Source organism: Sinomonas atrocyanea (genome assembly GCF_030812675.1).
Lineage (GTDB): Bacteria > Actinomycetota > Actinomycetes > Actinomycetales > Micrococcaceae > Sinomonas > Sinomonas atrocyanea_B.
The window spans coordinates 137,323-155,329 of sequence record NZ_JAUSTE010000009.1; the positions used below are offsets into that span (position 1 = coordinate 137,323).

Genomic DNA, 18,007 nt, shown 5'->3' on the forward strand with positions numbered 1-18,007 from the left:
GGAACGGCCCCCAGAGGAGGACCCATGCGATCCGCGACCACGACCCCCGGTCTCACGCTTCCCACCACCAGGGCCCGCGCCGGCGAGGCCGCCGAGCCCCGGGAGCCCGGCCGCCGGCTCATCTGGGACGAGGTGGGGCCGGCCACCGAGCAGGTCCTCGAGACCTGGGTGGGCACCTCCCGCGGCACCGCCGGCACCCCCGGGCTCGCCCTCCTGTGGGAGCGGATCGAGGAGTGCCTGCAGGGCGGCAAGCGGCTGCGGCCCCAGCTCGTCTTCCACGCCTACTCGGCCTTCGGCGGCACCGACGCCGAGGCCTGCGCGACCCTCGGGGCCGCCGTCGAGCTCCTCCACGGCGCGCTCGTGGTGCACGACGACGTGATCGATCGCGACTTCACGCGCCGCGGCCGCACCAACCTGGCCGGCCAGTACCGCGAGGACGCGGCGGCGCGGGGCCTGCCCGACGCCGAGGCGCGCCACCTCGGCGCCTCCATCGCCGTGATCGCCGGCGACCTCCTCCTCGCCGGGGCCTTCCGCCTCGCGGACCGGGCCTGCCGCGACGAGGAGCTGGCCCCGCGGATCGCGGACGTGCTGCACTCCGCCGTGACGGACGCGGCGGCGGGTGAGCTCGACGACGTGCTCATGGCGCACGACGCCGGGCGCACGGTCGAGGACGTCCTCGCCATGGAGCAGCTCAAGACCGCGGCCTACTCCTTCGCGGCCCCGCTGCGCCTCGGCGCCATCCTCGCCGGGGCACCGGCCGACCGGGCCGAGGACGTGGCCAGGGTCGGCATGCTCGTGGGCACCGCGTACCAGGTGATCGACGACGTCCTCGGGACCTTCGGCGACGCCGGCCAGACCGGCAAGTCGGTCACCTCGGACCTGCGCGAGGGCAAGCTGACCGTCCTCACCGCCTACGCGAGCAGCCACCCGGACGTGGCCCGCCACCTGGCCCCCGGCACCGCCTCGCCCGGCGAGGAGGCCGACGTCGACCGCGTCCGGGCGGCCCTCGAGGCCAGCGGCGCCGAGTCCTACGCGCTGACCCTCGCCCACTCGATGGTCACGGACGCGCTCGAGGAGGCCCGCCGCGGGGACCTTCCCCCGGCGCTGCGGTCCGAGCTGACCCGGATCTGCAACCACGTCCTCCACCGGGAGCGCTGAGATGGGGCCCCTCGAGGCGTACACCGCCGCCGCCGTGGCCGGCGCCGCCGTGGTGATCCGCCGCTACTCGACCTCGTTCGGGCTCGCCTGCCGGCTGCTCGGCGCCGGGCAGCGCGAAGACATCGAGAACGTCTACGCCCTCGTGCGGATCGCCGACGAGGCCGTGGACGGTGCCGCCGCCGAGGCCGGGCTCACCGGCCCCCAGGTCCTGGCCCAGCTCGACCGGCTCGAGGAGGAGACGACCCTGGCCCTCGAGCTCGGCTACAGCACCAACCCGGTGGTCCACGCGTTCGCCCAGACCGCGCGCCGGGCCGGGATCGGGGGCGACCTCGTGGCCCCCTTCTTCGCCTCGATGCGCCGCGACTGCGACCCGCACGCCCACTCCGCGGACTCCCTCGGAGCCTACATCTACGGCTCGGCCGAGGTGGTGGGCCTCATGTGCCTGCGCGTGTTCCTCGCCGGGCTGGCCGTGCTCCCCACCGACCGGGCCACGATGGAGCACTCGGCCCGCTGCCTCGGGGCGGCGTTCCAGAAGGTCAACTTCCTCCGTGACCTCGGGCAGGACGGCGAGGAGCTCGGCCGCGCCTACTTCCCCGGCGTGGACCCCCGGCGCCTGACCGAGCAGCAGAAGCATGCCCTCGTGGCGGACCTGCGCGGCGACCTCGACGCCTCCCTGCCGGGGCTGCGCATGCTCCCGCCCGGTCCGCGGCGCGCCGTGGCCCTCGCGCACTCGCTCTTCTCCGAGCTCGCCGAGCGCATCGACGCGTGCCCGGCCCCGGTGCTGGTCGCCACCCGGGTCCGCGTCCCCGGGCACGTCAAGCTGCGCCTCGCCGCCGCCGCCGTGGCGGGGACGGGCCCCGCGTTCGCGCACGACGCCGGCGGCTCACCGGCGGCGGCCGAGGGGAGGGCGGCGTGAACCGCCCCCAGCGCCAGCGCCCCGCGAGGATCCCGGGCCGCCCCCGGCAGCCCAGCACGGTGGTGGTGATCGGCGGCGGGATCTCCGGCCTCGCGACTGCCGGCCTGCTCGCGAGGGACGGCCACGCGGTCCAGCTCCTCGAGCAGCAGCCCGCCCTCGGCGGCCGCGCCGGGCGCTGGGAGGCGGACGGCTTCGTCTTCGACACGGGCCCCTCGTGGTACCTCATGCCAGAGGTGATCGACCACTGGTTCCGCCTCATGGGCTCCAGCGCCTCCGCAGAGCTGCGCCTGCACCGCCTCGACCCCGGCTACCGCGTGTTCTTCGAGGGCGAGCAGCGCCCGGTGGACGTGCCGGCCGGACGCGAGGCGGCCGCGGCGCTGTTCGAGTCCCTCGAGCCCGGCTCCGGAGGAGCCCTGAACCGGTATCTCGAGGAGGCCGAGGACGCCTACGCCGTGGCGCTGGCGCACTTCCTCTACGACGACTTCGCCTCCCTCCGCGGACTCGCCCACCGCGAGGTCCTGCGGCGCCTGCCGCGCCTGGCGGCCCTCCTCGGCCAGACCCTGCACGGGCGCGTGGCCCGGCGCTTCACGGACCCCCGGGAGCGCCAGATCCTCGGCTACCCGGCCGTGTTCCTCGGCACCACCCCGTACCGGGCCCCAGCCCTCTACGAGCTCATGAGCCACCTCGACCTCACCCAGGGGGTCCTGTACCCCGAGGGAGGCTTCGCGGCCCTCGTGGACGCGATGGAGCGCCTGGCCCGCGCCGCCGGCGTGCAGATTCGCACGGGCGCGCGGGCCGAGAGCATCGTCACCGGCCCGGCCCCCGGCGGGGCCCGGGTCGAGGGCGTGATCTGGAGCGGCGCCGACGGGCGCCGGCACCGCGCCGGCGCCTCCGTGGTGGTCGGCGCCGCGGACCTGCACCACCTCGAGACCGAGCTCCTTCCCCCGGCGCTGCGCAGCCAGCCCGAGTCCGCCTGGGCCCGGCGCGATCCGGGCCCGGGGGCAGTGCTCGCGTACCTGGGCGTCCGCGGGACGCTGCCCGAGCTGGCCCACCACAGCCTGTTCTTCTCGCGCGACTGGCAGGACGGCTTCGCCCGGATCGGCGACGGCCGCGCCCCCGCCGCCACGACCTCCCTGTATGTCTCCCGCACCAGCGCCACCGACCCCGGCGTGGCCCCGGCCGGAGACGAGAGCCTCTTCGTCCTCGTTCCCACCGCCGCCGCCCCCGCATGGGGCCGCGGCGGCGTGGACGGGGCGGGCTCGCCGCAGGTCGAGGCGATCGCGGACGGCGCGGTCCGGCAGATCGCCGGCTGGGCCGGAATCCCGGACCTGGCCGAGAGGATCGCAGTGCGCCGCACCCTCGGCCCCGCGGACTTCGCCCAGGACGTCAACGCGTGGCGCGGCGGCGCCCTCGGGCTCGCCCACACCCTCGGGCAGAGCGCCTTCTTCCGGCCGCCCAACGCGAGCCGGCGCGTGGCGGGGCTGCTCTATGCCGGCGCCTCGGTCCGCCCGGGCATCGGCGTCCCGATGTGCCTCATCAGCGCCGAGCTCGTGCTCAAGCGCGTGCGCGGCGAGCGGCGGCCCGGCCCCGTGGGCCCGGCGCTCGTTCCCGTGCGCGGGCCCGTCGAGGCCGGGGCGGGCCCTGCCCCTCGTGGCCCGCACACCCTGCGCGACCTGCGCGACCGGGAGGAGGCCCCGTGGCCTACCTGATCGCCCTCCTCGTCTCGGCCGCCGGCGTGGCGACCCTGGACGCCCGCTTCCGCCTCGCCTTCTGGCGCGCCCCCCGCGCCGCCGCCCTCACCGTCGCGGCCGGCACTGTCTTCTTCCTCGCCTGGGACGCCGCCGGGATCGCGGCCGGCATCTTCCTCCACCCGGGCTCGCCGCTCATGACCGGGATCATGCTCGCGCCGCAGCTGCCCCTCGAGGAGCCCCTCTTCCTCGCGTTCTTCTGCTACACAGCCCTCGCCCTGTACACCGGGGCCGAGCACGCCCTCGCCGCCCGCGCGGCCCGCCGGCGGGGGGTGCGCCCGTGAGCTACCTCGTGGTCGACCTCGTCTTCCTCGCCCTGGCCGCGGCGCTCGCCGCGCTGCTGGTCCGCCGCGCACGACGCCGGCCGGGGCCCTGGGCGGCGATCCTCGCCGGCGGCGCGGTGCTGCTCGTGCTCACCGCCGCGTTCGACAACGTGCTCATCCTCCTGGGCCTGTACGCGTACGCTCCCTCGGCGCTCACTGGCCTGTTCCTCGGCGCCGTGCCGATCGAGGACTTCGCCTACCCGATCGTCGCCGCCGTCCTCGTGCCCCTCCTGTGGCGCGCGCTCACGGCCCGGCAGGCCGTCCGCAGCGCCCGTGCGGATGAACGCCGCCGTCCGGAAGACCGCCGTCGTGCGCCGGGGGCGCGCGCCCTGAGAACCGAGGAGCGCCCATGACCGCCGCCTCCGCCGCCCCGGCGAGCCGGGCCCGCCACTCCCTCCCCGCGGCCCTGCTCGTCTCCTCCCGCCCGCTCTCATGGGTCAACACCGCCTACCCGTTCGCGGCCGCGTACCTGCTCGCCGGCGGCGGGGTGGACTGGCGGCTCGTGGTCGGCACGCTGTTCTTCCTCGTCCCGTACAACCTCGCGATGTACGGCACGAACGACGTCTTCGACTACGCCTCGGACGTCCTCAACCCGCGCAAGGGCGGGGCCGAGGGGGCCGTGCTCCCGCCGCCCATGCACCGGGCGGCGCTCGTGGCCGCGTGGGGGGCGTGCGTGCCGTTCGTCCTGGCCCTGGTGGCGGGAGGGCCGCCGGCGAGCTGGGCGGTCCTTGCGGTCTCGCTGTTCGCCGTCGCCGCGTACAGCGTGCCCCGCCTGCGGTTCAAGGAGCGCCCCGTCCTGGACTCCATCACCTCCAGCACCCACTTCGTCTCCCCGGCCGTGTACGGCCTGGCCCTCGCCGGCGGCGGCGCCCCGCCGACCGCGGTGGCCGTCCTCGCGGCGTTCTTCCTCTGGGGAATGGCGAGCCACGCGTTCGGCGCCGTGCAGGACATCGGCCCGGACCGGGAGGCCGGGATCGGCTCGATCGCCACCCTGTTCGGGGCCCGCGCCACGGTGCGGCTCGCCGTCCTCGGCTACCTCGCCGCGGGCGCACTGCTGCTCGCCCTCACCGCCTGGGCGGAGGGCCTCGTGCGGCTCGCCCCCGTGCTCGCCCTCCCGTACGCGGCCAGCTCCGGCGCGTTCTGGTCCGTCACGGACGCGACGGCCGGGGCCACGCGGGCCGGCTGGCGCCGCTTCCTCTGGCTCAACTACCTCACCGGCTTCGCCGTCACCCTCCTCATCATCTCCGTCTGGATGCACGCATGACCTCCACCGACACCGCCCCCACGCCAGCCCTGGTCTGGTTCCGCGACGACCTGCGCGTCCGCGACAACCCGGCCCTGCGCGCGGCCCTCGCCCACGGCCCCACCGTGGCCCTGTACGTCCTCGACGAGGAGTCGCCCGGGATCCGTCCGCTCGGCGGGGCCGCGCGGTGGTGGCTCCACCACGCCCTCGAGGACCTGCGCGGCTCGCTCGGGCGCCTCGGGGTGCCGCTCGTGCTGCGCCGGGGCACGGCGGCCGCGGTGGTGCCGAACGTCGCCGCGCAGGCCCGGGCCGGCTACGTGGCCTGGAACCGCCGCTACGGCGGCCCCGAGCGCCGCGCCGACACCGCGGTGAAGTCGATCCTGCGGCGCGCGGGGCGGGAGGCGGAGAGCTTCCAGGCCTCCCTCCTGCACGAGCCGTGGGACGTCCTGACCCAGCAGGGCACCGGCTACAAGGTCTTCACCCCGTTCTGGAAGGAGCTCTCCGGCCGGGACCACCGCCACCCGCTGCCCATCCCGCGCCCCCAGCGCGAGGCGCCCGAGCACGTCCCCGCCGGCGACGGCCTGGACGCATGGGCGCTCCTGCCCCGGGACCCGGACTGGTCCGGGCCGCTCGCCGAGGCCTGGACGCCGGGGGAGGAGGCCGGGCTGGCCCTCCTGAAGGACTTCGTGGGGCCGGACACCGCGGACACGGCCGTGGCGCTGTACCCCGACGAGCGGGACCTGCCAGACCGCCCCGGCACGAGCCGCCTCTCGCCGTACCTGCGCTGGGGCCACGTGAGCCCGTTCCAGGTCTGGCACGCCGTGGCCGACCGGCGCCGCGCCGCCCCCGAGGGCAGCGCCGTGTTCGCCTCCGAGCTGGGCTGGCGCGAGTTCGCCTGGCACACCCTCTACCACCACGCCGACCTCGCCTCGGAGAACCTCCGCCGCGAGTTCGACGCGTACCCGTGGTGGCTCCCGCACGCGGGGAAGGGCGGCGCGCACGACGCCGGGCGCGGCCGCGCGCACGGGGGCCCGCCCGCCGTCGTGCTCGGCGACCGGGAGGCGAACCGCCTGCTCGACGCGTGGCGGCGCGGGCGCACCGGCTTCCCGATGGTCGACGCCGGCCAGCGCGAGCTGTGGGCCACCGGCTGGATGCACAACCGGGTCCGGATGGTCTCTGCGAGCCTGCTGGTGAAGAACCTCGGCATCCACTGGCGCCTCGGCGAGCGGTGGTTCTGGGACACCCTCGTGGACGCGGACCCGGCCTCCAACCCCTTCAACTGGCAGTGGGTCGCGGGCTCGGGCGCGGACGCCGCCCCGTTCTTCCGCATCTTCAACCCGCGCACCCAGCAGAAGAAGTTCGATCCGCACGGCGCCTACGCGAGGGCCTGGATCCCGGAGCTCGGCACCGACGAGTACCCCGCCGAGTGCGTGGACCTGGGAGAGAGCCGGGCTGAGGCGCTCGAGGCCTACCGCTCGCTCAGCGAGGCGCAGGGCCGCGGCCAGGGAAGGCGGCGGGCCTAGAATGTCCGCCGTGCATGATTCAGACCCGAGCGCGGGCCGCGAGCAGATGCGCGGGGCCCCGGGCTTCGAGCTCATGTTCCTGCTGCAGAAGTTCACCAACGAGGCAGACCGCTACGCAGAGACGGTGCGGCGCAAGCACGGGCTCGCGCGCAACGACGTCCACGCGCTCAATGCCGTGATGGAGGCCGAGCGTCATGGGGAGCGGGCGACCCCCGGTGCGCTGCGCGAGCGGCTCGTGCTCAGCTCCGCCGCCATGACCTCGGTGATCGACCGGCTCGAGGCGTCGGGCCACCTCGAGCGGCGCCACTCGAGCACCGACCGCCGGCAGGTCGAGGTGACGCCCACCCCGAGCGCCCGGGAGACGGGCCGGGAGATGTTCGACCCCATGGTCCGGCACATGCTCCCGGTGCTCGCCGAGTACACCCCCGCTCAGCTCCAGCTCGTGGAGGGCATGGTCGCGCGCCTCATCCAGGCCATCACGGACGCCCGCAACGAGGTGAACGCCCCGGGCTGACGCCGCGGGCATGTCCCGGGCTGCGGGCACCGGTAGGCTGGCGGCGTGAGTGAGGGATCAGTGCGCCCGGAGGGCGGCGCGCGCAGCACAGGCGCAGCCGTGGACGCCGGCCAGGAAGTCCGCCTGCGGGCCCTGCACAGCTTGGGCATCCTCGGCACGCCCCGGGAGGAGAGGTTCGACCGCATCGCGCGGCTGGCCCGCCGGCTCTTCGATGCTTCCGGCGCTGCCGTGAACTTCATCGCCGAGGACCGGCAATGGACCAAGGCCGAATCCGGTCTCGAGGGCCTCGTTGCCGTCCCCCTGGGCGAATCGATGTGTGCCCGCACCGTCCGCAGCGGCGTTCTGACGGTGATCGAGGACGCCGCCGAGGACGCCGATTTCTGCGACGGCATGTTCGTCGCGGACGGGATCCGCTTCTACGCCGGCTGCCCGATCAACTCCGGAGACGGCGTGGTCATCGGGACCCTGTGCATCGTCGACACCGTCCCGCGCACCTTCGACGACCGTGACCGGGCAGCCCTTGCCGACCTCGCGGCGCTTGCCGAACGGGAGATCGGGCTCTCCGGCGAACTCCGGCGGGCCGGCGAGGTCCAGCAGATGCTCATGCCCAGCCTGGCGCTCGAGGTGCCCGGCTACGAGATGGCCGGCCGATGTGTGGCCTCGCAGGACATCGGCGGGGACTTCTTCGCCTGGCAGCTCCTCTCCACCGGCGAGATCCAGCTCCACTTGGCCGATGTGATGGGCCATGGCATCCCTGCGGCGCTCGTGGCAGCCTCGCTGCGCGCGGTGCTGCTCGGCGCCTCCCAGTTCAACACGCTGCGGGACACCATGGGCAAGGTCGCCGATGCGACGGGCCAGCTGTTCGAGGACTCCGCCAGCTTCGCGACGCTGCACTCGGTGCGCGTCCACCCCGAGACCGGGACCATGGAGTACGTGGACGCCGGCCACGGGCTGGCCTTCATCCTCGATCTCCAGGGCGGACTTCGGCGATTGGCGACCTCGGGTCCGCCGCTCGGGCTGCTGCCTGACGCCGCGTGGGAGCCCCGGGCCGAGCACCTCGCGCCCGGGGAGACGCTCGTGGTGGTCAGCGACGGGCTCCTGGACCTCTTCCCGAGCCTCGAGGAGGCGGTCGCGAAGGTCCTGCGGAAGCGCGTGGCCGACGGTTCGGTCCGCGAGCTCGTGGACCGGGTCATCGCCTTCTCCGAGCGGAGGGGGCACGACGACGACGCCACGGTCCTGGCTCTGCGCCGGCTCCCGTCCGCGGGCGAGGCCGCAGCGCGGCAGTAGCTCCTTGCGCGCCGCGTCCCATGGCATGAGAAGACCATCGCTGGCAGGTGCTACCTGCGGCCTCGCCCCTCGATGAGACAGCCCAACCCGGTACAGCGTGGCCACGTCCTGAAGGCCACTCCTGTGGGTCACCTTCTGGGAGTCACCTCCTGCGTGGGTCTGTCAGTCAGAACTTGGACCGGATGGCGCCTTGACTCGAGACCAAGACCAGTACGGGACTCGTGCCGGTGCTGGGATGCTGCGCTCGTCGTACGCTCACCGGGCAACCCATCGCGCCGGGTAGACGCAGCTCCGATCGGCCGATCCTGTCCGGACGCACCGGAGGTTTCCGCTGGGCACGATGTCCGGCCGGCATACGTGTCTCGCCCAGTATCCGAGAGCGGCTGCTCCGGTCATTTTCTCTGACTTGATGTATCGAGGCTTCTCACTTGTCCCGGGCACCCGCGGAGAAATGGCAGATCCTGCGCCGGCCAGATAACTTCCTTCCCGTTCATTGGGCAGCCCCGTGCGCGAGTATCGGAGGCCGACCCGATGACGCCCCTTTCAAGCAGGGCAGGGGACTGGACCCGTCTCCTACTTGAGGAGGCGCACGATCGTCGTCTCCGTCTCGGATGGATCCGGCGTCGGATCTCCGTAGATCTCCCAGGAGTGTCCGGCAGACTCCCGACGATTCGCCGCCATCCACTCGTCGATCGCCTTGTACGTCTCGTTCAGGCGATCGTACGTTCCGCGGTGGACCGCAACAGCGGCTTCGCCGCTTGGAGTCTCGGTCGCGTAGACCTCGCCCGCCGTTTCAAAGGTTCGCGTGACTTCGACGCCGAAGTCGCAGAGGATGGGCGTGCCCGGCTCGTTCGAGTGGTGGTAGACGAAGACGTTATGGCCGTTCGACCACAGACCCGGCTGGCTGCGGATGAAGTTCCAGACCTTGCCCACCGCGGGCCCCCATGCCGAGCCGACCTCGCCCGGCGCGACCGCGCGCCGGACCGCGGCCAGCTTGCAGGGGAGAACAGTGCGCACGTCGACGGAGACCGTCATGACTGGAGTGTAGACCGAGGATTTGCCGTTGCTGCACCCACGGTTGAGATGAGCAATCCTCGGCCGAACCGTGGTTGGCCCGGTTCAGGGGCCCGCGGTGCCCGGGGGCCCGGAGAGAACGGTCGGGGTGTACTCGAGCAGCTGGATGCGGCCGTCGAAGGTGCGGCTGTTGACCATCTCGAGAGCGACATCCGGGTGGCCGTCGTAGATCCGCTCTCGGCCGGTGCTGCCGGTGATGACGGGGAAGACGACTACCCGGAATCGGTCCACGAGACCGGCTTTCAGCAGGGAGCGGCAAAGGGTGAGGCTGCCGATCGTGCGCATCGGCTTCACGGCGCCGGACTTCATCTCCCGGACGGCCTCGACGGCGTCACGGGCGATGAGTTCTGTGTTCGCCGAGGCGAGTGGCTCGCGCAGCGTCGTCGAGAAGACGATCTTCGACATGCCCGCCAGGGGCTCCGTGCCGGGCTCGCCCGCAGCGGCGAAGCCAGACATGAGACGGTAGGTTGTCGCCCCCATCAGGACGGTGTGGGTCGCTTCGGGTGAGGCTCTCAGCCAGGCCAGGTACTCGGGCCCCTCGAGTCCCCACCAGCCCGGCCAGCCCTCGGCGGCCGCATTGCCGTCGAGTGAAGTGATGAAGTCGATCAGGAGTTCCGGCATCGTCGTGTCCCTTGTCCCCGTGAATCTCGCCTGATGCCCCCATATTCTCGCTCCGACGACGCCCAGCTCTGTCATGGGCTCAAGCTCTCGGCCGGCACACCCTGGCGCTCGGCGGCGCGCGAGCGAAGGGTCGTTCAGTCACCGCGGCTGCGGCGCCCCTCAGCGGCCAAGCACCGAATCCGCGATCTGCTGCGCGGCTTGGTCCGCTGTGATGTGTGCGGTGTCGATGACCTCTGCCGCCCCCTGAATCCAGCAGGAAGAAGGCCGGGTCTGGCTCGGGACGGACGCCCGCTGCGACAGGTCCGACCGCCACAACCTCCAGCTCGTCATCGCCGCCCTCGCGCACGCCGCCGGATCGCACGAGCACGGCAAACTCCTCGTCGAAGAAGACGGCAGCATGGGCACCTTCACCGGGCTGCCCCGTCCCTGTACCCCTGGCCGCAGTGAGCCAGGGCTAGTTAGCCGACGCCCTCGGACTGCAGTCGTTTGGCGACGTCCTGCGGCATTGTCGAGCAGCCGTCCGGGTTGCCCTCGGTCGCCGCGTGGTCTGCCGCGGTGTCCGTGATGCCGATGGTCTTGACGGCGGCCTGCCAGCCGCCCATCCCTGCGAGCTGCTGGGGGACCCAGACGTTCGCCGCGCCGTTGATGAGATCGACCGCCTCGGGATTCGCGCTCGCGCTGATGTCGAGGCCGCCGCTGGGCGCTCGCCGCACGTTGTCGGGGTCCGGGAGCACCCCCATGAGCTGTTCAGACTCGTACTGGGTGAGCTGCGACGGTGGCGTGTTGAAGTAGTACCAGCTCGCCGCGCAGATGCCGAACAGCTTCGGGCCGAACTGTGCGTAGTTGAGGTACAGCTCCATGATCCGGCTCTTCGGCATGAGGAAGTCGAACTCCTCGGAGAGCCCGGCCTCGATGCCCTTCCGCAGCGGGTCCTGGCTCGGCCACAGGAAGATGTTCTTGACGAGTTGCTGGGGGACGGTCGAACCGCTCGGATCAGGCTGTCCCGATGCGAAGGCCTGCGCCCGCGCTGTGAAGTCGTTCATGGAGAACGCGCCCACACGCGTCCCGAGCTCCTCATCCTCATGCGCGATGACAGACGCGACCGTGTAGCGGCTGATGTGGTCGAGCGAGGCGTACTGGTACACGGTCGGTTCGCCGGCCTCGAGCATGAACGCGGTGCGCGGAGGCGTGATCCAGTTGTAGGCGATCGCTGTGACGAAACTCGCGACGATCGCGACGACGCTGACGACCGCCGTGAGCCGCAGGGCTCTGCGGAACCGGCCCCGAGGCTTCCTGTCCTTGCCCCGCCTGGGCTTCAATGGCTGCGGGAAACGGGGCAGGTGCCCCCGCGGACGCCGCTCGCGAGGCTCGCGGTCCTCCTGCTCTGGCGCAGTCAGGGCCGGCAGTCGACGGCGGTCCTTCCAGCCCCGCGGCGGCGCCGAGGGCTCGGCGTCCACCGGGCCCAACGGGGTGACCCCGCGCCCATGGAGGCGTGGAGGTGGCGAAGGCGTCGTGTCGGCCTGATAGTCCATGGTGAACGGGCTCCTGAGGTTAGCGAGGTGGTCCCATGGAGAGGGCGGGCCGGGTCAGTCTAGGCGACGAACCTCAGAGCAAACGGCCCCCTACCCCGGAAGGCGGGCCGGCGCGCTTCGCCATCGAGGACCGGGCACGGGCCGACAATAGTTCCCTGAATACGCTGTTCTCATGTTGATTCGCGAAGCGACTCCGGACGATCTGGCCGCGGTTGAAGCTCTCTGCGACGCCAGCAATCGGCCGCGATGGACCGCCGCGATGATCGCCCGATCGAAGGACAGGGTTGTCCTTGCCGCGGTTTCGGACGACCAAGTCGTCGGCATGGCCAAGACCCACTTCCACGAAGAACCCGACGGAGCCGCACCAGCAGGCCACTATCTGGGCGGCGTTGTCGTCGGGCCGAAGAGCCGAAGGCTCGGAATCGGGTCCGCACTCACACGAGCACGGCTTGAGTGGATCTGGACCCGGTCGTCCACTGCCTACTACTTCGCCAACGAGCACAACACCGCCTCGATCCAGATGCACGAGGCCCTGGGGTTCCAGCCCAGAGGCCGAACCAAGGAAATCCGTGGGGTGAGAGCAGACGACGGACGAGCAGATCTGATCCTCTTCGAAGCGTCACGATAGGGATCGCGCGCGCACTCAAGAATCGGTTCCGCCGCCAACCCTCTGCGAAGTCATGAACTTCGTCGGATACATCCGTTAGATGCCAGCTCAGTTGAAACACCGCGCCCAAGCGTATTTGATCAGTATCACGACCTTGAGTTCGATACGCCTGACGCGGTTGTTGTTGCGTTCGCTCATAGAGAGACGGATGTATGGTGCGCTTGTGACCTTCCGCCGAACGGCCGCCAAGCGCTATTGGGGGCGTTACGCAGTCGCCGGGCTTGCTGCAGCGGCAGTCGCTGCGAGTGTGCTGGCCGCCTCGACGCTGGCGTCGCATCCCGGCAGCACTGCTGCGGTCCCGACCGGCGTGGCAGTCACCCCGGCGGCGACACCGACCGGCTCTGGAAAAGCTGCCCTGGCTGGACCTACGGTTGCCGACTCCTTTGGCAACGTCGATTACTACACCGCAGTCCCGGGTGACACGACAGCGGCTGTGGCTGCGTCCTTCCGCATGACGGAGAGGAAACTCGCTGAATTCAACGGGATTCAGCCCGGCAGCGCATTGGTGCCCAACACCAGGCTTCGACTGATCCCCGCTCCAGGTCCAATCGACGGTGCGAAAGGGACGGCAACCGTGGATACGAACGGTATACCCACCGGTTACACCATCGAGCCCGGTGACACCCTTGGCGGGATTACTTACCGGTTTGGAATCACAGAAGAACAGCTGGCCGAGGCGAACAAGGTGGCCTTCACGTACGAGAAAGGGAATGTCTACTTTGTCCGGACTGGCGCCTACATACAGCTCCAGAAGAACCCCGTTGACAGCCGATCCGGTCGAGGGACGAGCGTCAGCAATTCCTTCGGCCAGGCCGTTTACTACACCACCGTCGACGGTGACTCTTTCGATAGCCTCGGCTACCAATTCCGTTGCACCACAGATCAGTTGCTGCGGTGGAACACGACCCTCACAGCAGACCGGCCCATCCCGCCCGGGACCAAGGTAAGACTCGTACCTGGTGAAGTCACGATCGAGGGTGCGCATGGCACTTTCACCGCCGACGCCGACGGGATTCCCCTGACTTACACCACCGCGCCGGGGGACACCGAGCGTCAGGTGGCCTTTCGCTTCGGAGTGCCGGAGGTCGCGGATCTGGAACGGGCGAACCGCCCAGTCACGGGCACCAGCACCGTCTGGTACTCCTTCGCCGATCTGTCCTCGGGAGAGTTGGCCCCAGGTCAAACCATCAGCCTCGATCTGACCAAACCCATCCACAGATGACCGTCACGAGCTTCTGGTTCCTGGCCAGGCCCCTTCACGAGGACTGGCCGGCGACGGCAGCGACTGTGGTGCGCACGCACGAGTTCGAGCGCGGTGCGGATCCTCGGCTACGGCGGGCCTCTCTGGGGAGACATCGGCCTCCCCCTCGTCGTGCTCGCCCAGCCTGTCCTCTGGGCCGCCGTGTTCCTTGCTCGTCACCGGCGCTGGGCTCCGGCGCGCGGGGAAGGCCGCAAGCGATCAGCCGTGGCGGTCCGTGACGGTGCGGTTCGTCTCACGCTCCCTCTACAAGGGTGGGGTCCGTGCTGCCTGGGCTCGTTGGTGCACGGCAAGCAGCGGGCCGAGAGAAACCGTCACAGCACGCCGGTCCGGGGGCAGGTGGTCCTGAATCAAGCAGCTAAGAGCACCCACAGGAGGTGACTCCCAAGAGGTGACTTTCAGATGGTTCCCTGTCTAGGGGCCGCGCGTCTGGGAGTTCCCGGGGAGTTTCCCCTCCCGTGCGCGACAACCCCCGGCTCCGGTCCTAGGGTGAAGGGGTCCGCCCCGGTCGTACCGCGCGCAAGGAGCTGCCCATGCACCTCACACCCCGCGAGCAGGAGAAGCTGCAGATCGTGGTGGCGGCGGACCTGGCGCGCCGGCGGCAGGCGCGCGGGCTCAAGCTCAACTTCCCCGAAGCCGTGGCGATCATCACCTACGAGCTCATCGAGGGCGCCCGGGACGGCAGGACCGTCGCCGAGCTCATGAGCCACGGGACCACGATCCTCACCCGCGAGGACGTCATGGACGGCGTGCCCGAGATGGTCCACGACGTGCAGGTCGAGGCCACCTTCCCCGACGGCACCAAGCTCGTCACCGTGCACCATCCCATCCGATAGGAGCAGCCCATGATCCCCGGCGAATACGTCCTGGCCGACGGCCCCGTGGTGTGCAACGAGGGGCGCGCGACGGTCGAGCTCGCGGTGACCAACACCGGCGACCGGCCCATCCAGGTCGGCTCCCACTTCCACTTCTCCGAGGCGAACCCGGCCCTGGACTTCGACCGCGCGGCCGCGCGCGGCTTCCACCTCGACATCCCGGCGGGCACCGCCGTCCGGTTCGAGCCGGGGGACCGGAAGACGGTCCGCCTGGTGGCCATGGCGGGGGCGAGGGCCGTGTACGGCTTCTCCAATGCCGTCAACGGACCCCTCGACTGAATCGGACCCGGCGGCAGGAGGAGATCCATGAGCTTCGAGATGAGCCGGCGCCAGTACGCCGACCTCTACGGACCGACCCGGGGCGACTGCGTGCGCCTGGCCGACACAGACCTCTTCCTCGAGATCGAGGATGACCTCACCGGCCACGGCGACGAGGCGGTCTTCGGCGGGGGGAAGGTCATCCGCGACGGGATGGGCCAGGACGGCAACACCGTGCGCGACGGTGCGCCCGGGGACCTCGAGGTGGCGGACACGGTGATCACGAGCGTGATCGTCCTGGACTACACCGGGATCTACAAGGCCGACCTCGGGCTGCGCGACGGGCGGATCCTGGCGATCGGCAAGGCCGGCAACCCGAACATCATGGACGGGGTGACGATCGTGATCGGGCCCAGCACCGAGGTCATCTCCGGGGAGGGCCGGATCGTTACGGCCGGCGGGATCGACACCCACATCCACTTCATCAGCCCCGACCAGTTCGCCACCGCCCTCAACTCCGGGATCACCACCTTCATCGGCGGCGGGACCGGCCCGGCCGAGGGCACCAAGGCGACCACGGTCACGCCCGGGCCGTGGAACCTCGCGAACATGCTCAAGGCGGTCGAGGACGTGCCGCTCAACGTGGGCTTCCTCGGCAAGGGCCACGCGAGCTCCGTCGGGCCGCTGGCCGAGCAGATCAAGGCGGGGGCGATCGGGCTCAAGGTCCACGAGGACTGGGGGGCCACCGCCGCGGCCATCGACAACTCGCTCAAGGTGGCCGACCAGTACGACGTCCAGGTCGCCATCCACACGGACACGCTCAACGAGGGCGGCTTCGTCGAGGACACCATCGCGGCGATCGCCGGCCGGGTGATCCACACGTACCACACCGAGGGAGCCGGCGGCGGGCACGCCCCTGACATCATCCGGATCGCCGGGCTGCCCAACGTGCTGCCGGCCTCGACCAACCCCACGCTGCCCTACACGCGCAACACCGAAGAAGAGCACCTCGACATGCTCATGGTGTGCCACCACCTCAACCCTGACATCCCAGAGGACGTGGCGTTCGCGGACTCGAGGATCCGGCCCGAGACCATCGCGGCGGAAGACGTCCTGCAGGACCTGGGGGTCTTCTCGATCACGAGCTCCGACTCGCAGGCGATGGGCCGCGTGGGCGAGGTCGTCATCCGGACCTGGCAGGTCGCGGACAAGATGAAGGCCCAGCGCGGCAAGCTCGAGGGGGACAGCGCCCGCGGGGACAACTTCCGCATCAAGCGGTACATCTCCAAATACACGATCAACCCGGCCATCGCCCACGGCGTGGCCGAGTACATCGGCAGCATCGAGGTGGGCAAGCTCGCCGACCTCGTCCTGTGGGACCCCGCGTTCTTCGGCGTCAAGCCCTACGCGATCCTCAAGGGGGGCCAGATCGTCAGCTCGCTCATGGGAGACTCCAACGGGTCGATCCCCACGCCGCAGCCGCAGACCATGCGCGCCGCGTTCGGGGCGATGGGCACGGCCGTGCACGACTCCTCGATCACCTTCATGTCCCAGGCAGCCGTGGACGCCGGCGTGCCCGAGGCCCTCGGCCTGCGAAAGCGCGTCCGCCCGGTCCGCGGCATCCGGAACCTGCGCAAGGCAGACCTGAAGTTCAACGGGGAGACGCCGCAGATCGAGGTGGACCCCGAGACCTACGAGGTCAGGGTCGATGGCGAGCAGGCCACCTGCGACCCGGTGGACGTCCTGCCGATGGCCCAGCGCTACTTCCTCTTCTGAGGCTGACGGAAGGATGGTCTTCTCGATGATCGTTGAAGCCGTTGCAGGCAACGTCTCCGAGCTCACCGACGACGAGCTCGAGGGGCTGCACGTGGAGAAGGTCGTGCTGCCCAGCGCCGCCCTCGTCCGGCGCATCCAGCGGGTCACGACGGACCACGGCCGCGAGATCGGGCTGCGGCTCGCCGCGGCCCCGGGGCCCGACGGCGACCTCCGGGACGGCGACATCCTCGTGCGGGACGAGCACGGCGTCGTCGTGGTCTCCGTCGAGGCCACCGACGTGCTCGTGATCGCCCCCCGGTCGATCCACGAAATGGGGGTGACCGCGCACGCCCTCGGCAACCGGCACCTGCAGGCGCAGTTCTTCGACGCCGCCTCCGAGTATGGGGCGGAGGTCATGGTGGTCCAGTACGACCACACCGTCCAGGACTACCTCGACCACCACCGGGTCCCCTACGCCCGGGGCGACCGGGTGATGCCCGTGCCGTTCCGCCATGCCGGGCACACGCACTGACGGGCGCGCGGACGTGACGGACTGGCTCCTGCCGCTGCTGCAGCTGTGCGACTCGGCCCTGCCGACCGGGGCCTTCGCCCACAGCTTCGGGCTCGAGACCTACCTCGACCGCGGCGCCGTCCACGACGAGGCCAGCTTCCGGGCGTGGCTCGAGCAGTTCCTCGACCACCAGCTCGTGCCGGCCGACGGGCTCGCGGTGCGCCTCGCCGCCGAGGCGAGCGCCGGCGTCGAACGTGGCGCCGCGGACGACCTCGACGACCTCGACGCCCTCCTGCACGCCCAGGCCCTCCCGCTCCAGCTCCGCACCGCGGGGGTGACCATGGGCCGGCGGCTGATCGAGATCGGCCGGAACGCGCTGCCGGGGTCCCGGCTCGAGCGGTACGGGCAGCTCGTGGACGCCGGGCGCTGCCGCGGGCACCAGGCCATCGCCTTCGCGCTCATCGGGGCGGACCACGGCGTGCCCGCGCACGACCTCGTGCGCGCGTACCTGTTCTCCGCCGTGACCACCCTGACGCAGAACGCGGTCCGCGGCGTGCCCCTGGGCCAGAACGCGGGCCAGCGGGTCCTCGGCGCCCTGCGGCCCCGCGTGGACGCAGCCGCGGACCGGATCCGCGGGCTCGAGCGCAGGGACCTCGGCGCCGTGCCGCCGGGGCTCGAGATCGCCCAGATGCAGCACGAGACCCAGAGGGCCCGGCTCTTCATGAGCTGACGACGGAAGGACAG

Annotated in this window: 19 protein-coding genes; 16 read left to right on the forward strand and 3 right to left on the reverse strand. The window is 71.4% G+C overall.

Annotation, left to right across the window (positions count from 1 at the left end; all coding sequences use genetic code 11):
- Positions 1–24: 24 nt before the first annotated feature.
- From J2W20_RS13575 to J2W20_RS13615, 9 genes are read left to right on the forward strand one after another with little or no spacing between them, the layout of a single operon-like run.
- Entirely contained in the window at positions 25–1,158 is a 1,134-nt protein-coding gene (locus J2W20_RS13575) for a polyprenyl synthetase family protein (RefSeq protein ID WP_307007202.1), read from the forward strand.
- A 1-nt stretch (position 1,159) separates the two neighbouring features.
- Positions 1,160–2,074 (forward strand): phytoene/squalene synthase family protein, encoded by a 915-nt coding sequence (locus tag J2W20_RS13580; RefSeq protein WP_307007203.1) that lies wholly within the window; start codon positions 1,160–1,162, stop codon positions 2,072–2,074.
- Positions 2,071–3,783, forward strand: a complete 1,713-nt coding sequence (gene crtI, locus J2W20_RS13585) for a phytoene desaturase family protein (protein ID WP_373458019.1) — start codon at positions 2,071–2,073, stop codon at positions 3,781–3,783. The genes J2W20_RS13580 and crtI overlap by 4 nt, the downstream gene beginning before the upstream one ends.
- Complete coding sequence (locus tag J2W20_RS13590; protein WP_307007204.1) at positions 3,771–4,106, forward strand: lycopene cyclase domain-containing protein; 336 nt, start codon at positions 3,771–3,773, stop codon at positions 4,104–4,106. Before crtI ends, J2W20_RS13590 begins: the two co-directional genes overlap by 13 nt.
- Complete coding sequence (locus tag J2W20_RS13595) at positions 4,103–4,498, forward strand: lycopene cyclase domain-containing protein (protein WP_307007205.1); 396 nt, start codon at positions 4,103–4,105, stop codon at positions 4,496–4,498. Before J2W20_RS13590 ends, J2W20_RS13595 begins: the two co-directional genes overlap by 4 nt.
- On the forward strand, positions 4,495–5,409 hold the full coding sequence (locus J2W20_RS13600; protein WP_307007206.1) for a prenyltransferase: 915 nt from the start codon (positions 4,495–4,497) through the stop codon (positions 5,407–5,409). The genes J2W20_RS13595 and J2W20_RS13600 overlap by 4 nt, the downstream gene beginning before the upstream one ends.
- The gene (locus J2W20_RS13605) at positions 5,406–6,911 is read left to right on the forward strand and encodes a cryptochrome/photolyase family protein (protein WP_307007207.1); all 1,506 of its coding nucleotides are present in this window, start codon (positions 5,406–5,408) and stop codon (positions 6,909–6,911) included. Before J2W20_RS13600 ends, J2W20_RS13605 begins: the two co-directional genes overlap by 4 nt.
- A 10-nt stretch (positions 6,912–6,921) precedes the next feature.
- Entirely contained in the window at positions 6,922–7,425 is a 504-nt protein-coding gene (locus tag J2W20_RS13610; RefSeq protein WP_307007208.1) for a MarR family winged helix-turn-helix transcriptional regulator, read from the forward strand.
- 45 nt (positions 7,426–7,470) lie between these two features.
- Positions 7,471–8,712: a PP2C family protein-serine/threonine phosphatase gene (locus J2W20_RS13615; protein ID WP_307007209.1), complete on the forward strand. Its 1,242-nt coding sequence runs from the start codon at positions 7,471–7,473 to the stop codon at positions 8,710–8,712.
- A 573-nt stretch (positions 8,713–9,285) separates the two neighbouring features.
- Here the strand turns inward: J2W20_RS13615 and J2W20_RS13620 are convergent.
- The 3 genes from J2W20_RS13620 to J2W20_RS13630 form a co-directional block, all read right to left on the reverse strand.
- Positions 9,286–9,747 (reverse strand): GyrI-like domain-containing protein, encoded by a 462-nt coding sequence (locus J2W20_RS13620; protein WP_307007210.1) that lies wholly within the window; start codon positions 9,745–9,747, stop codon positions 9,286–9,288.
- An 84-nt stretch (positions 9,748–9,831) separates the two neighbouring features.
- Positions 9,832–10,407: a dihydrofolate reductase family protein gene (locus tag J2W20_RS13625; protein WP_307007211.1), complete on the reverse strand. Its 576-nt coding sequence runs from the start codon at positions 10,405–10,407 to the stop codon at positions 9,832–9,834.
- A 458-nt stretch (positions 10,408–10,865) separates the two neighbouring features.
- Positions 10,866–11,726 carry a transglycosylase domain-containing protein gene (locus J2W20_RS13630; protein ID WP_307007212.1) on the reverse strand — a complete coding sequence of 287 codons (861 nt, stop codon included), beginning with the start codon at positions 11,724–11,726 and terminating at the stop codon, positions 10,866–10,868.
- A gap of 385 nt (positions 11,727–12,111) precedes the next feature.
- Here J2W20_RS13630 and J2W20_RS13635 point away from each other — a divergent pair, with 385 nt between their 5' ends.
- From J2W20_RS13635 to J2W20_RS13665, 7 genes are all read left to right on the forward strand, one after another.
- The gene (locus J2W20_RS13635) at positions 12,112–12,567 is read left to right on the forward strand and encodes a GNAT family N-acetyltransferase (RefSeq protein WP_307007213.1); all 456 of its coding nucleotides are present in this window, start codon (positions 12,112–12,114) and stop codon (positions 12,565–12,567) included.
- A 79-nt stretch (positions 12,568–12,646) separates the two neighbouring features.
- Positions 12,647–13,828 (forward strand): LysM peptidoglycan-binding domain-containing protein, encoded by a 1,182-nt coding sequence (locus J2W20_RS13640; protein WP_307007214.1) that lies wholly within the window; start codon positions 12,647–12,649, stop codon positions 13,826–13,828.
- Between the two features lie 569 nt (positions 13,829–14,397).
- Positions 14,398–14,700 carry an urease subunit gamma gene (locus J2W20_RS13645; RefSeq protein WP_307007215.1) on the forward strand — a complete coding sequence of 101 codons (303 nt, stop codon included), beginning with the start codon at positions 14,398–14,400 and terminating at the stop codon, positions 14,698–14,700.
- A gap of 9 nt (positions 14,701–14,709) precedes the next feature.
- The gene (locus J2W20_RS13650) at positions 14,710–15,018 is read left to right on the forward strand and encodes an urease subunit beta (protein WP_307007216.1); all 309 of its coding nucleotides are present in this window, start codon (positions 14,710–14,712) and stop codon (positions 15,016–15,018) included.
- A gap of 27 nt (positions 15,019–15,045) precedes the next feature.
- Positions 15,046–16,773, forward strand: coding sequence for an urease subunit alpha (gene ureC / locus J2W20_RS13655; RefSeq protein ID WP_307007217.1), 1,728 nt, complete (start codon positions 15,046–15,048; stop codon positions 16,771–16,773).
- 25 nt (positions 16,774–16,798) lie between these two features.
- Positions 16,799–17,284: an urease accessory protein UreE gene (ureE, locus tag J2W20_RS13660; protein ID WP_307007218.1), complete on the forward strand. Its 486-nt coding sequence runs from the start codon at positions 16,799–16,801 to the stop codon at positions 17,282–17,284.
- Complete coding sequence (locus J2W20_RS13665) at positions 17,265–17,993, forward strand: urease accessory protein UreF (protein WP_307007219.1); 729 nt, start codon at positions 17,265–17,267, stop codon at positions 17,991–17,993. Before ureE ends, J2W20_RS13665 begins: the two co-directional genes overlap by 20 nt.
- Positions 17,994–18,007 lie beyond the last annotated feature (14 nt).